Below are 14,294 nucleotides of genomic sequence, written 5' to 3'. Positions count from 1 at the left end.
TTGAGGTTGTATGCACTACGCTATTAGCGATAGACCTCTGACCGAGTAGCAATGTACCGTTTTTTACAGAATATCAATAATATAAAAGCACTCTGTGTAGAGTGCTTTTATTTAAGGCAATATTAAAAATCTATCACTCTTTGCCACTCTGGTATATCTCATAACTAGCCTCTACGATCTTGCCGCTAGTGGCATCCACTTCAACCTTCATTTCTTTGCCATTTTTCAATTTGATATCAAATTCATAACTGGCTGCACCATCTGACTCCACTTCATATTCAATCTCAACTATCTCACCGGGGTAAGCAGCTAATGCAGTTTTCTTAGCCTCAGCTTCAGACACTTTCACCTTGGGTTTAAAGAGTGGATCTTCAGCACTCTTTACTTCTTCCTCCGTTTCAGTGATTTTTCCCGAAAGCGCGTTGCACTCTACATCCCATTCCTTGCCATCCGTACCATTGATATCAAATTCATAGATTGGAACTTTCTTTTCAACCTTGAGCTCCGATTTGACTAACTCACCAGGATGAACCTTCCAGGCAGCCTGCACACACTTCTCAATACTGACTTTGGTTTTTGGAAAAGCAAAATCATCTGCATTTACATTAGTTGCAACAATACTTAATGCGGCAAAACAAACATTCATGGCGATATATTTCATAAGACCCCCTTATGGATTAGCTCATCATTGAAAACTACGTATTTTAATAAGCAAATCTGATACCACTGAAAGTATCAGACACCATACAACCCATACGATAAGAGTTCTTATGCAGCCCCAATAACGGTTACAGCTAACCATAATTGGTTTATTTTGATCATAAATTGATGTTGGATTATATTAAATAGTTACAATTTATTAATAACGGCACTATTTATGTGCCATTAAATCCAATGGATACCAGCTTAATTAATTCTCTTTACTTTACGCTGTAAATAGTCCAACTTTGTGGCCCTGAGTAAGTGGCAGAGCAGCCGAGTTCTGATTTGTCATGGCCATTGCTTAATACGTGCTTGGTATGGTCGGCAGTCTTCACACCCATAAACCACCGATCAACCCATCAACCCATACAACAAGCGTTTGTGTCAGCTTGTCGGCTTGCAGCGAAATCATTTTTCCATCATTTGCTACGCATCGTTCATCTTCAGATTCAACCAAATTGACTTTGGCTACTGGTTCATCGCTTGCCATTTCAACAGCGTGTAAAGCTGGTGGTAAGGTGAATAAGGTAGCGAAAATAATCGAACGTATTGTTTTTTGCATGTAGCGACAATACTACTGTTATTGGCTGGTCGCCGCGAGATTAGCCAGCCCAGTTTTAACAAACTGATCTATGGCTGTTTGTGCGGCTTCATCGTCCTGGCCTTCAGGTGGCTCATTGCCAGTAAAGGCTCTGTAATAACGCGCTATCCAAGTAACGCGTACGCCGCCATCTTCTGCTTTGAGGCGGATTCTGCCATTCAGTGAACTGATAGGTAATGCTTCTACATCAATATCGCCTTCAAGCCGATATGAAATCGTAAGGTCGGCTTCAGCAATCTCATCAATTTCTTCAGTAATGCTTTTGCCATTTTTGAGAGTAATTTTATGCTGTGTATCGTTGATGATTTCGCACTTAGCGACATCAGGATGCCAAGTCGCAATGTTGCAAGCGGCTGAAAGCTTTTTCCACATCGCTTCTGGGCTAGTTTTAATGAGTACTGACTCATCTGTTTTTCTAGGGGTGGGACCATGAGCCTGGGCCGTGATTGCAATCGTTGCAGTTAACAAGGCAGTAGTGATGGTGCTGATTAGTTTCATGATGCTTTCTTTCTGGTTAAGTGAAGTGGTAAGCCGATTAAATAGCCTTGGATTGATTTGAAAACCCAAGCGGGGATAAAAAATGCAATGAGCAATATCAGTGCTGGAACTGCCAGCCATGGCCGCAAATCAGTATCTGCTGTGCGCCACGTTGCCATGCGTGATGCTGTGAGTTGCTGAGCTAATTGATGGGAGCTATCCAGCTTGCTGTATTCCAGTCCAGTCGTCTTGCTCAGCCTTTGCAGGTTTGATTCATCCACCCCAGAGAGATGGGCGTTCTCCAAAAGAGCGGCACCTGGACTATGACCCTCATTCCTGCTGGCTTGGTGGCCTTCCATGGCGAGCACAGAAAGCACCTCTGCCATACCAAACGTACCAAACTGCATGACCTCTTCTTGATCCCAGTAGCCAGTGATATTGTCATGCTCATCCAGTTTGGGAATCGGGCTCAGCTCCGTTTTGCCGGCGCCAAAAATAGTGCCTTGAACATTGCCAGGCTTGCCTACGAAAGCAGGCATGTACTTCTCATTGACTGGCGGCGCCTGATTGCCATCGGTAATAAACGCTATATGCATATGCTTACCCAGCTTGGGCGCCTGCTCAATAGCGCTGTAGATTCCATGCGCGATAAATGAGTCTGCAGCCCATGCCATGCGCCAATCCATGCGAGATACCGTTTGATCAAGTGCGGAAAAATGTGTGCACACTTCCAGAGGGCGCACGATATTCAGCGTTTCGCGCTCGGTGAATAGCCCCAGAGCTACTTGCGAACCACAGGGCAGATTGCGCAGACTTTGCCTGATAGCTTGTTTGGCGAGCTCCAGACGGCTGATGTTGCGACCGCTGTTATGCTCATCTGTGTAATCGCGCACATTCATACTTTGGGTAATGTCCAGCACAATAAACCAGTCGTAAACGCGCCTTGGTAGGGTGGCATGTGGGCTGGCAAGGCAGATGGCAAGTAACAGCAAAGCTGCTGCCAATAAACACCCCCTGAGGTCTGGCAGCCAATGCTGACGAATTCGTATGGCTTTAAGATACTTGCTAACACCTGTACTCATGGCATTCCACGAGGAGTGCCCGGGATGGATGGCCAACCGCTAGGGCGCTCTTCTGGCCTATCCACATCGCGCTCATAAGAATGTGGGCCTTTGCGACCGTGGTTGGCTGGTGACAGGCGTAAGGCCAGCTCAAAGTTATATTTTGCTTCAGACCATGTTGGATCAATATTCAGCGCGTGCTGGTAGCTGGTTTTTGCGAGTGCTAGCAGTGGCCCTGCAGTATCCCAGCCCATCAGCGTTTCTTTCTCCAGCATCTCAGTGGCCTGCCTTAAATAGTTATTGCCACTATTGAAGTAGGCGATTTTTGCAAACTTTGTATCTCCCTTCGCCGCTAATTGTGCGTAAGTGCTTAATGACTTGTTGTCTTGTCCGTGGTCGTTATACAGCGAGGCGTTGAGCAACAGGGCGTAGTTATTGGTCTGGCGGCTCATGGACTTTTTGGCCAGATGCTTGTTGTAATCCAGCGACTGATAGAGCCCAATACTGCTCCAGACTATAGCTGTGACTGAAACTAGCGTGACTATTAGGCTGGCTTTAAACAGATGCTTACGGATAAAAGTACTTAAATGCTGCGCCATTGTTTCACCTCAGTTAAATGTAGCGCCATCAGCACGAATGCGCACAAACAGGCAATCAGGTAGAACGCACCACTCAAGTCCTGCCTGGATACAGCCTCCTGATAGCGGGTTGGCTTATTTTTGAGTTTGGCGATATCGGCCATGGCGGTACTAACTGCTTCTGGATTTTCTGCCTCATAGGCGTGGTAAGGCACTTTGAGCGTTTTGAAATATTCATGTAGTTGATACTCGGGATAAGCATCGCCGCCGTTTTCTTCTGTGGGTACATCGTTTAGGCTGGCGCCATTGTTAGAGCGCAGGTAAATCCAGTACAACTCTGCATTCTGGCGTCTAAACATATCGCGTATCAGATCCTGCGTTTTAACATCAAGATGCGCACCGCCATCAGATACCAGCAAAATGGCACGCGCTCCCGTCACGGGCTTACCCTCGAAATAATCCAGCGCCATGCCCAAACCACGCGCTACTGCGGTAAAGCCCATGCCGCCAGCCTCGGTGGCGGCTAAAGCGGCTTGCACCACTTCGCGATCTGCACCCAGAGGGGCAACCAGTATGGGAGAGGTGCTGAAAGTCACCATGCCGACTAAGTCCTCATGACCCTCTTTAACGAATTGTTGTAGTACTGATCTTGCAGCTGCCATTTTTGAGATTTTCTTATCACCTGATTTATCGGCAAAGCCTTCATTCATGCTTGCACTACGGTCTAGCACTATCATGACGTGAGCGCCACGGCCTATTTTTTCTACCTGCTGTTCTCCCCAGTAAGGGCCAGCCAAGGCAATGGCAATGGCAGCAATGCCTAATGCGCCGCTGCCACGCCATATACGGGCTATCCAGCGGGATAATTTGTCTTCGGGTAATCGAAGTAGCGAGGGATGAGGGAAATAGCTGTGGCCTCGAATGAGCAATGGCAAAAGCGCCAGTAATATCAGCAGTAATAACCATGGCGATTGGAATCCTGCATTTTGCAATAGGTCGTTATTGTTGAAATTGACCAGATTAAGAAGGCTGGTCAGATTGAATACATCCATCATGCTGCTGGCTGCCTGCTGAGTTGACGAGCCAGCCTCTCAAGCTGTTGCAAGCTATGGCTTGGGTTTTTCCCTGCAAAAAATACATGTTGCGCATCGGCATAAAATTGCGTGATGGCTAATTTCTGCTTGCCTAGATGTGGGTGCTGGTTAAACAGGTGTTCTAGACTTTCCGAGCTAATCGCCGCCCCAGCATATTGATCAAAAGCACGGCTCAGCAATACCATTGATTGGCTGATGGCATGGTTTGCAGATTTCCGATGATTGGCATCAGCTTGTTTGCGCAGTGTGCGACGCAGCTTTCGAATTTTCTGCCAAGCTTGCCTGAAAGGCAGTCCAGTATCGAAACCCGTGCGAATCCAGCCTGCATACCAAGCGAGATATATCATACTCAGCAACAATCCAGTAACGCCTGCAACAAGCGTGTAAATATAAGGCCGTAATGTAAGCTGCCGAGGCGCCACATCAGGTTGTGGCACCAGATGCGCTTCGTCCATTTTGGTTGGCAGCAAGGGCGATACGATGACTTCGCTTGCGGCGATATGCAAAGGCAGCACTTTGTCGCCCTTTGAAAACTGCAAATCAATATCTAGCAACGGGATAGTACGTACTTCACGCAAAGCCATGAATACTTGCCAGTCTATGGTCAAGCGATGTCTGGTCATGGGAGGTTTGGCGCTTGGGATATCCTCAAAAGACGAGTGAACTGCGCGCACTTCGATTACGCTACGACTGCTGACTTTAGGCAGTGTGCTGGTATCCAGACGATAACCCAGTGGAGTTTCAATGGTGATGGTTTGATAGGCAATATCACCTACTGTGTAATGAATCTCGCGGAGATGGCTTTGTATTCGTGGTTTGAATTCGCTCACAGAATCTTCAGCGTACCCAGTCATAGCCGTGACTAAAGACATTGAAAGCAAGACAAATAAAAAATGTTTCATGGCATTTAATCTTTCGGTTAACCCAGTAAATGACGGGTAAGCGCTTCTGCCGAGTACGTGTTGCCAACAAAAAACGGGCTACGCAGGCCATATTCCCTGCACATGGCCTTAAGTCGATTGCGGCGCTGTAAATAGCTGGCCTGAATGTTGTGAGTCACTGTTTTTCGCAGAAACAGGCTACGTTCATGGCCACTTTCCATATCCCTGATTCTGGCCCATCCCCACTTCGGTAAATCTTCATATTCAGCGCTATCCCACAACACCACAGGCACGACATCATGTGCAGAGAGTGTCCGTAACGTTTGTTTAAGCAGGTCTGCTTCCAGGTGAAAGTCTGAAATCAGGAATACCAGCGACCGATGATGACTGACTTGCCCTGCCGCCAAAGGCAAAGCCTTTGCGCTTTGCAAATCGTTGATCGTGGCATTGCTAAGCTTGCTGAATGTTTCCTGGGCGGTATTACGTTGTCTGGATGGATAAATATGTAGATCGTTGCGAATACTATCGTCGCTTGCCAGCAAGCCGAAAGCATCGCCACTAAGGTTGGCTGACCAGGCGATGGAAGCGCTAATATCGGCTAGCAGCTTTTGTTTGTCGGCATTGCCCGTGTAGTGCATGGAGCTTGACATATCGACCAGCGCATAGACATTCACGGCGCCACGTTCGTAATAGCTGCGCACTACATATTGACGGGGAATACTGCGAAGACTGGCACGTAGATCTAACCTGCGAGGGTTGGGATAATCCAAGAAAGGTGCATAACCACAAAAATCCAGCCCGCTACCACGGTTGCTTGTCTGGTGAGCTGCCGCGTGGATGCCATGCGCACGCCAATTGAGGCGGTAATAGAGTTCCTGCGGCGTGAATCTGCTTTGCATGAAAAAACCTGTTGCTCTGATCTGTGGATAGGCTTTTTGGAATGCTTATGGTGCAGAAACTTTATTTAATACCGCTTGTAAAAGCTGCGGGGCAATTTCGCTGCGGCGTAACTCATATGCTGGCGTGAAAAATATTCTGTGAGAAACAGTCTCAGTGAACACAGCGCGTATATCGTCTGGTGTCAGGTAATCACGCTGTTCCAGCCAGGCTCTACAGCGGGCTGCGCGCATGAGCATGGCCATCCCTCTTGGGCTGGCGCCGCCTGAGACTAGCCGGCTTATATCCACATCTTCCAGCGTGACGCCAACTTCAAGCGGGTTGCGCAATGCACGCCCGAGATTGACGGCATAGTCTTGCAATGCAGTTTCTGCTCGCACTGAATTTTGCACGACTAGTGCTACGCCATTGAGTTGGTCGTAAGGGGCTAATCCAGCATCAAGCTCGCTAATTAGCGCATCGACATCATGAAAGCGCTGGTTGAACATGAGGTCGCGCTGCAACTGTCGATCATCTGGCGCATCAATCGAAATTTCCATAAAAAAACGGTCGCGTGCGGCCGCAGGTAGCTCAAATGTTTCTTCGCGCTCAAGACGGTTGCGGTCGGCAAATACGGTGAGGTGCGGAAAGGCATATTCTCGATTGAATGCGCTGACGCTGCGCTCTGCCATCAAGCGCAATAACAGAGAATGTGCCTGCGGGCGGGCGCGATTGATTTCGTTAAAAAAGAATACAGCCAATTCTGAACCATGCTGTAACAGCGGCCCTGGTTGTACAGCTGGCTGGCCTTTTTCATCAATGTAGGCGTGGTAAAGAAAATCGCTGGGCATCAAATCGATAGCGCCTTCAATTCGCTGGTAATGACCACCAAGCAGCCTCGCAGCGGCACGCAGCAAGGTGGTTTTCCCCACGCCGACATCGCCTTCCAGCAAAAGATGACCGCGTGAGAATATACCAATGGTGAGTGCACGTACTTGAGCTTGTAAGCCCAACACTACCGAGTTTAATGAAGATTCAAATTTCAGCGCGCGTTCACGCCATTCATCTAGGTCAATTTCTTTATTTGGCATGCCATTTCTTTCAATCTGTGATTACGCTACTGCGCTTACAATCCGAACTTTTTGCAAGCCGCAATCTTGCTTTGGGAACTGCTATTTGAATAAGGCTCTGGCCTGTATACCGCTTTCAACTAAGCCCTATTCAAATACATCCTTAAAATTTAGCAGCTTGATATCCGAACGATACCAAGCTGCTAAATTGAGTTACTTCACATCAAATTTGAATACGCCAGTTTCTTTAGCGTTAGCAACACGCTTGGCATTGCGTTCGTCTATGGCTTTTGTTGCGGCTTCCTGCTTGGCGACTTCGACAGGGTCATGCTTAGGGTCATACTTGCTGCCTGCAATTTTTTCTGGGAAACCAGGTTTTGCTTCCCAGCAGTTACCAGGCTCTTTGCAGGTTTGGCCGTCATAGGCCAGTACGAGACTTGATGCCAGTAAAGCCCCTGTCGCTAATGCTAATGTCAGAACTTGTTTCATTGCTATCTCCTTGTCATGTGATTGCTGGTGAGCTTGCTTATTCAATAAATGGCCACCAGTTAGCTACTTATTGAGGTACTAATTTCTGGTAAGTGTTTTAGCCTGAATTTATTCTTCAGAGTGATGCTCCGCAGGTGCCGCCTCACTCTTGCCATCTTTGAAACTTCTCACAAAGCTGATGACATGTAGTATTTCATCAATCTGCAGACGGCCTCTTTGCGGACCCATCATGCCGTTTGCACCGCCATAGATGGTTTCAAACAAACCTTTGTCGGTTTCATTTTTTGGATAGGTCCAGTAATCATCGCTGAGTGCTGGACCAAGTTTGCCTTCTGCCAAATGGCCATGGCAGCCAGCGCAAGCTGTTGAGAAGATGACATACCCAGCTTTGGCTGACTCAAGATTGCCATCGTATGGATTTTCACCTGTTTCCTTAAACTTTTTGACTGCCTCTGTTTCTGGGCCATCAGTATCTGGAGAAAATTCGAGCACATCACCTGAAATCGTGCCCCTGAATTCAATACCGGCAATCGCAGTACCAACAGCTAGCACAGCGCTGACAATCAGAAACGCCCATGTTGCTTTTACTAACAAATTCTTCAATCTAGACTCCTGCATTAATCATTGATGGGTAAGAGTGGTATGCCTTCTTTTTTGAGAATGGCATCGATTTCTTTGCTTTTGGATTTAATCGCAACATCCAGCTGTTGTTTAAGTGCGTCATCGTCTTTGCGTACGCCGATATAGACCTTGTAATACATGGGCACTTTGTCCCCATTCAGTTTTTTTACGTTGTCATCAATAATCTGCATGCGCAGTGGTATTTTTGAGTCGCGGACATAACGGCCAGCCTCCGGACCCCATAACATCGCTACATGAAGATGCTTGTCTGCTATGTCATCAATCAATTTCTTGGGGTCTATGCGGATATATTTGTTGCGGGTTGATTCGTAATTGGTTAGTTCGGCAAAGTAATCGAACATATCGTCATAACGGTTAATCTGCAGTAGCAGATTTTTGCCGGGACTGTCTGGCAGCACACCAATGCGGAAATTGTGTTCTTTTAGAATAGGGTCATCCCATGATGAAACATCAATATTTCGGTCAGCACGAGAAATGAATACATAGCCAGACCTGTAGTAAGGCACTGTTTTGAGTACGCGTGGATCACTCTCATCCACAATCTAGACTCCTGCATTAATCATTGATGGGTAAGAGTGGTATGCCTTCTTTTTTGAGAATGGCATCGATTTCTTTGCTTTTGGATTTAATCGCAACATCCAGCTGTTGTTTAAGTGCGTCATCGTCTTTGCGTACGCCGATATAGACCTTGTAATACATGGGCACTTTGTCCCCATTCAGTTTTTTTACGTTGTCATCAATAATCTGCATGCGCAGTGGTATTTTTGAGTCGCGGACATAACGGCCAGCCTCCGGACCCCATAACATCGCTACATGAAGATGCTTGTCTGCTATGTCATCAATCAATTTCTTGGGGTCTATGCGGATATATTTGTTGCGGGTTGATTCGTAATTGGTTAGTTCGGCAAAGTAATCGAACATATCGTCATAACGGTTAATCTGCAGTAGCAGATTTTTGCCGGGACTGTCTGGCAGCACACCAATGCGGAAATTGTGTTCTTTTAGAATAGGGTCATCCCATGATGAAACATCAATATTTCGGTCAGCACGAGAAATGAATACATAGCCAGACCTGTAGTAAGGCACTGTTTTGAGTACGCGTGGATCACTCTCATCCACCCCAAGCATCACATCACACTTTTTCTTATCCAGAAATTCAGTGACGGTATAACGTGCATCACTCCACCACACAAAGTTGACGTTACGGCCTAACGCTGAGGCGATGACTTTTGCAATGTCATTTTCAAAACCTTCTTGATTTTGATTGGAAAAAGGTAATTCATCTTTGCCAGCACATACATTGAGGTCTGCAGCATGCGCGCTGGTGACCAGCAGCATTAACATACCCATTAGCAATGACTGCTTAAATCTAGGTAAAGCATTTTTCATTTTTAACGACATAAAATTATCCTAATTTGCAGTTGCCTGATTTGCAGGTCGTAGGTGCTGGGGCTCGCGCCCCAGCGTTGTGACAATTAGCCTGCTAGTAACTTACAGACTGTATACAACCAAGCCGCCACCCATTTGGGTATGGTTCTGCAACTCTTTGAACGCACCTACCGCACCAAGACCAGCGCTTGGATCAGTTAAGTCGAATACCAGACCAACACCAGGCCAACCACCTACGCCATACATGCTGCCGACGTATTGTTTACCTTTAAAGGTGTAAGTCATTGGCGAACCGATACCGCCAGATGGCATCTTGAATTTCCACAACTCTTTACCATTGTCTTTATCAAGCGCTTTGGTATAGCCATCCAGTGTGTTGTACCAAACCAGGCCGCCCTTGGTGTAAAGCGTACCGCCCCAAGCTGCGAACTTCTCCCACTTGGTCCATTTTTCCTTGCCAGTCACGGTGTCAAATGCGCGGATTTGACCCATTTCCTTCTTGGTTGGACCATTGGGGCCAGGGTACATCGCAAGCGTTGCGCCTACGAAGAACTGACCTGCACGGTATGGCAGCATGAACGGCTCCCAATCCATACAAATATGGTTGAGCCCCGCATATAAAGTACGTGATTCAGGATCGTAGGAATCTACACCCTGATTGTGAAAGCCCATGGCTGAAGGACAGATATTGGTACCTTTGTGATCCATACGAGTACTGAACTCTGGGTCACGTACTGGAGTGCCAGTCACCAAATCTACTTTTTTGAATACATTGACTGCAGGGTCAACCTTGGCTGCTTGAATCAAAGTACCTGTTTCGCGATTCAATGTGTACATAATGCCGTTGCGGTCAATATGACTCAGCAATGGCGTTGTTTTGCCATTTACAGGCTGGTCAGTCAGCACCATTTGGTTTACGCCAGCAAAGTCCCACTCATCGTGTGGAGTCTTTTGGTAGCCCCATTTAGCTTCGCCAGTATCCAGGTCACGTGCCCAGATGGTCATGGTCCATTTGTTGTCGCCTGGACGCATAGTTTCATTCCATGGTGCAGGATTACCAGAACCGTAGTAGAACAGGTTCAGCTTAGGATCATAGGCATACCAGCCCCAGTTGGTGCCGCCGCCAATTTTCCATGCATCGCCTTCCCAAGTCTTGGTACCAAGACCGAATTGACCGTAGTGTGGATTATCTTTGTTGAAGTCTTTGCCGATACGCATAGATTCATCTGAACCTGTGGCGTATGCACGCCATTTCAACTCACCCGTTTTTAGATCAAATGCGTTTACAGCGCCACGAACGCCCAGTTCAGCACCAGAGCAACCAATCAATACTGTATTTTTTGCTACAAAAGGTGCTTGTGTGATAGTCGAGCCAACTTTAGGGTCACATACTTCCATTTCCCAATTGACCTTGCCTGTTTTTGCATCCAAGGCTAACAAGTGACCGTTCAATTGTGATTTGATGACTTGGCCATCACCATAAGCCAAACCACGATTGACTACATCGCAACAGGCAACGGCTTTTACTGAAGCATCCTGTTTAGGTTTATGTTGCCAAACGATAGTGCCTGGATCGTTCAGATTGATTGCATAAGTATTGTTTGGAAAAGCAGAGTGGATGTACATCATGTCACCCACAACTAATGGCGCACCTTCATGACCATTCAGTACGCCTGTAGAGAATGTCCAGGCAGCTTTTACATTTTTTACATTGCTTTTATTAATTTGTGCTAAAGGACTATTGTGCTGACTATAGTAGCCACCTGTTTGCACAGGCCAGCTCCCTTCAGTGTTGAGCGCTTTGTCTAGCAGTGCGTCAGCATGTGCGACATTGACGGTCGCAAGCATGACTAGGCTGCTAGCCAAAGCACCTAAAGCGACTCTGGAGCCGACTTTGGGTAAGTGCTGTTTCATAATATATCTCCTAAATTCTGATTTAGATTTAACTCCCTGCCGCCTCACTACTTACGGCTCGGCAATTGTTAACAATTTGTAACAGTGTCGATAGAGGAAAGATTCCTTTTTACGAGCGCAATAACTCCCAGATGCTTGAAAGAAGAAAGGTGGTGATATCGACATATGTGTGATTTGCAGGATGAGGTGCATCACAAACGAAACTATGTAGTTCGGTATGCATTGGGGCATCAGACAACTGATGGTTTGAGCACTTATTCCATGGCTTTTGGCAGCAATAGACGTTTAAGTTATCCACTGATTTTTCTACAAGCGCAGAAATTTATACTGAAGAATTCAGGAGGATTTCAGGAATAAATCACTAACTGTATTGAGAGTTAGGTAAGGATAATTAGCGAGTAACTTTTAAGAGACCTAATATTGAAGTTACGTCTTTATAACTGGTCATTTAAACAGTGATCAATTTTTCCAGAAAACTTACCCTCAAGTATGAACAAGTCAAAATCCGATCTAATGATTGTGCTGCTAATCATTGCGGTTGTTTATTTTTTAGCAGTTGTGTTTGATTGGGCTGAGCGACTTACTGCGATTGCCAACATGGATGAGTCTTTGCAATTAGATGAGATTCCAATTGTTTTATTTGTTGCTGCTCTAATGACCGTCTGGTTTTCAACGCGTAGATTGCATGATTTGCAGCAGGAATCAACCATTCGTGCTAAAGCCGAAGCAGGCCTTGCTGAAAGCCAGCGGCTCTATAAAAGACTATTTGATGAGGGTTTGAGTGGTAACTTTGTAGCCAGCATTGATGGCAATATCATTTTGGCAAATGATGTGTTTAGCTCCATGTCTGGCCGCTATGCAAGCCAGCTTAACTTGAACCTGATATTGGGGGATCAATGGAATGAGATTTTTGCTAGCCTTCAGTTAAAACACCATACAGATTTTTTTGAACTCACCGCACAAAGGCATGATGGTGCGCCTTGGATAGTCTCTGCTCGGTTTACTTATGCAGTAGATACTATCAATCCTGAACTTAGCAGAATTCATGGTTTTTTTTATGATATTACCGAGCAATATCTTGCCGAAAAGGAGCTCGCAAAATTGCTAAGCGATAATCAACAATTGATTCGCCATGCAATGAAAGTGCAAGAGGATGAGCGTAAAAATCTCGCGCGTGAGATTCATGATGATATGGGTCAATATCTGACAGCGATTCGTATGGATGCTTTAGCAATAAAAAACAGCACAATGAAAAATATGGCCGAGTTATCGCAGCGTATTTCTAGTCATGCTGAGCATATCCAAGCATCAGTCAAAGCACTGATCAAGAGATTGAGGCCACCAGAACTCGATGCCTATGGGTTGGTAGAAGCGCTGAATTTACTTATTGAGGAGTGGCAGCTACAGCATGCCGATACTAAATGCGAATTATTTTTTGATCATGAATGCTCGCGATTACCCCCTGATATCAGCTTGATTGCTTATCGTCTGGCGCAAGAGGCGCTGACTAATGTTGCACGACATGCTGAAGCTAGCTTGGTTAACATCAGTGTAAAAATGACCTCTCGATACAAAAAAAAGATGCTTATGGTTGAGATCAAAGACGATGGTATTGGCTTCATAGAAAAGCCCGCCAGTAAGGGCTTTGGTTTAGTCGGTATGCGCGAGCGTGTTGAATCCGCAGGGGGTGTTTTTACTATTGCCAAAAACACGCCGGGCGTTCTCTTGACCGCAATTATTCCAATCACAAGCAACTGAGTGAGGAGGCAGTATGGAAACTAAAGTACTACTTGCTGATGATCATATTGTAGTGAGACAGGGCCTAAGAACATTGCTAGAGCAATTAGGCTATACCATAGTGGCAGAGGCATCATCAGGGGAGCGTGCTTATGCATTGTGGCAAGAATGCAAACCTGATGTTGGATTGCTTGATCTGGATATGCCAGGGATTGGTGGCTTGGAGACGCTCAAAAGAATTATTGAGCGTGATACGCATGCAAAAATCATCGTATTTAGTCTGCATGATGACAATCTATATGCCATGAGAGCCTTGCAGGCTGGGGCTAAGGGGTATCTTGTGAAATCCGCAGCACCAGAGGTTTTAATTGAGGCTGTCGAAAAGGTGCTTAAGGGTGGTAATTACATTAGCCATGAAATTGCCCAGTATATTGCGATGCATAAATTGTCAGATGCGAGCAATCCAGCAGAATATCTCTCACCGAGAGAGTTTGAAATATTTCGTCGTGTAGCAAAAGGCGAATCACTCTCTGAAATCTCGGCAAGTTTACAAATCGGCTATAAAACAGCCGCTAATTTACAAACACAAGTAAGACAAAAAATCGGTGCTACAACAACTGGGCAATTAGTCCATTTGGCCATTCGTTTTGGTGTTGTAGAAGGTCGTGAATAATACGATGTTACGTTGGGAAAAGTTCACTATTGGACATCTCACAAAGCTGAGAGAATTAGTTCAGGTTAGATAATTGATTCATCTCCAAGTATCTTAATCTCCATAAAGTT

Annotated in this window: 16 protein-coding genes; 2 read left to right on the top strand and 14 right to left on the bottom strand. The window is 46.0% G+C overall.

Features of this window, described 5'->3' with window-relative positions; all coding sequences use genetic code 11:
- Positions 1-133: 133 nt before the first annotated feature.
- The 14 genes from ZMTM_RS04035 to ZMTM_RS03970 all read right to left on the bottom strand — a co-directional run bounded on the left by ZMTM_RS04035 (position 134) and on the right by ZMTM_RS03970 (position 11,774).
- Positions 134-661, bottom strand: a complete 528-nt coding sequence (locus ZMTM_RS04035; protein WP_221765041.1) for a PepSY domain-containing protein — start codon at positions 659-661, stop codon at positions 134-136.
- A gap of 372 nt (positions 662-1,033) precedes the next feature.
- The gene (locus ZMTM_RS04030; RefSeq protein WP_221765040.1) at positions 1,034-1,264 is read right to left on the bottom strand and encodes a hypothetical protein; all 231 of its coding nucleotides are present in this window, start codon (positions 1,262-1,264) and stop codon (positions 1,034-1,036) included.
- Positions 1,265-1,282: 18 nt separating this feature from the next.
- A complete protein-coding gene (locus ZMTM_RS04025) occupies positions 1,283-1,801 on the bottom strand; it encodes an SRPBCC family protein (RefSeq protein WP_221765039.1) in 519 nt (172 codons plus the stop codon).
- Positions 1,798-2,862, bottom strand: a complete 1,065-nt coding sequence (locus tag ZMTM_RS04020; RefSeq protein WP_221765038.1) for a vWA domain-containing protein — start codon at positions 2,860-2,862, stop codon at positions 1,798-1,800. Before ZMTM_RS04020 ends, ZMTM_RS04025 begins: the two co-directional genes overlap by 4 nt.
- Positions 2,859-3,440 (bottom strand): hypothetical protein, encoded by a 582-nt coding sequence (locus tag ZMTM_RS04015; RefSeq protein ID WP_221765037.1) that lies wholly within the window; start codon positions 3,438-3,440, stop codon positions 2,859-2,861. Before ZMTM_RS04015 ends, ZMTM_RS04020 begins: the two co-directional genes overlap by 4 nt.
- Positions 3,425-4,471 carry a vWA domain-containing protein gene (locus tag ZMTM_RS04010; protein WP_221765567.1) on the bottom strand — a complete coding sequence of 349 codons (1,047 nt, stop codon included), beginning with the start codon at positions 4,469-4,471 and terminating at the stop codon, positions 3,425-3,427. Before ZMTM_RS04010 ends, ZMTM_RS04015 begins: the two co-directional genes overlap by 16 nt.
- Positions 4,471-5,415: a hypothetical protein gene (locus ZMTM_RS04005; RefSeq protein ID WP_221765036.1), complete on the bottom strand. Its 945-nt coding sequence runs from the start codon at positions 5,413-5,415 to the stop codon at positions 4,471-4,473. Before ZMTM_RS04005 ends, ZMTM_RS04010 begins: the two co-directional genes overlap by 1 nt.
- A gap of 17 nt (positions 5,416-5,432) precedes the next feature.
- Entirely contained in the window at positions 5,433-6,293 is an 861-nt protein-coding gene (locus ZMTM_RS04000; RefSeq protein WP_221765035.1) for a DUF58 domain-containing protein, read from the bottom strand.
- A gap of 45 nt (positions 6,294-6,338) precedes the next feature.
- Positions 6,339-7,361: an AAA family ATPase gene (locus ZMTM_RS03995; protein WP_221765034.1), complete on the bottom strand. Its 1,023-nt coding sequence runs from the start codon at positions 7,359-7,361 to the stop codon at positions 6,339-6,341.
- 192 nt (positions 7,362-7,553) lie between these two features.
- Positions 7,554-7,829 (bottom strand): methanol dehydrogenase [cytochrome c] subunit, encoded by a 276-nt coding sequence (locus ZMTM_RS03990; RefSeq protein ID WP_221765033.1) that lies wholly within the window; start codon positions 7,827-7,829, stop codon positions 7,554-7,556.
- Positions 7,830-7,937: 108 nt separating this feature from the next.
- Positions 7,938-8,432, bottom strand: coding sequence for a cytochrome c(L), periplasmic (moxG, locus tag ZMTM_RS03985; RefSeq protein WP_404804689.1), 495 nt, complete (start codon positions 8,430-8,432; stop codon positions 7,938-7,940).
- 14 nt (positions 8,433-8,446) lie between these two features.
- Positions 8,447-9,010 carry a transporter substrate-binding domain-containing protein gene (locus tag ZMTM_RS03980; RefSeq protein ID WP_225907086.1) on the bottom strand — a complete coding sequence of 188 codons (564 nt, stop codon included), beginning with the start codon at positions 9,008-9,010 and terminating at the stop codon, positions 8,447-8,449.
- A 16-nt stretch (positions 9,011-9,026) separates the two neighbouring features.
- Positions 9,027-9,872 (bottom strand): methanol oxidation system protein MoxJ, encoded by an 846-nt coding sequence (gene moxJ, locus ZMTM_RS03975; RefSeq protein WP_225907085.1) that lies wholly within the window; start codon positions 9,870-9,872, stop codon positions 9,027-9,029.
- 90 nt (positions 9,873-9,962) lie between these two features.
- Positions 9,963-11,774, bottom strand: coding sequence for a methanol/ethanol family PQQ-dependent dehydrogenase (locus ZMTM_RS03970; RefSeq protein ID WP_221765031.1), 1,812 nt, complete (start codon positions 11,772-11,774; stop codon positions 9,963-9,965).
- A gap of 489 nt (positions 11,775-12,263) precedes the next feature.
- On the opposite strand from ZMTM_RS03970, the gene ZMTM_RS03965 reads away from it, so the two are divergent.
- Positions 12,264-13,532 carry a histidine kinase gene (locus ZMTM_RS03965; RefSeq protein WP_221765030.1) on the top strand — a complete coding sequence of 423 codons (1,269 nt, stop codon included), beginning with the start codon at positions 12,264-12,266 and terminating at the stop codon, positions 13,530-13,532.
- A 13-nt stretch (positions 13,533-13,545) separates the two neighbouring features.
- Positions 13,546-14,184, top strand: a complete 639-nt coding sequence (locus ZMTM_RS03960) for a response regulator (RefSeq protein WP_221765029.1) — start codon at positions 13,546-13,548, stop codon at positions 14,182-14,184.
- The last annotated feature ends 110 nt before the right edge of the window (positions 14,185-14,294 follow it).

The organism is Methyloradius palustris, from assembly GCF_019703875.1.
In the GTDB taxonomy this organism is placed as follows: Bacteria; Pseudomonadota; Gammaproteobacteria; order Burkholderiales; family Methylophilaceae; genus Methyloradius; species Methyloradius palustris.
This window is presented reverse-complemented; position numbering and strand designations above follow the sequence as displayed.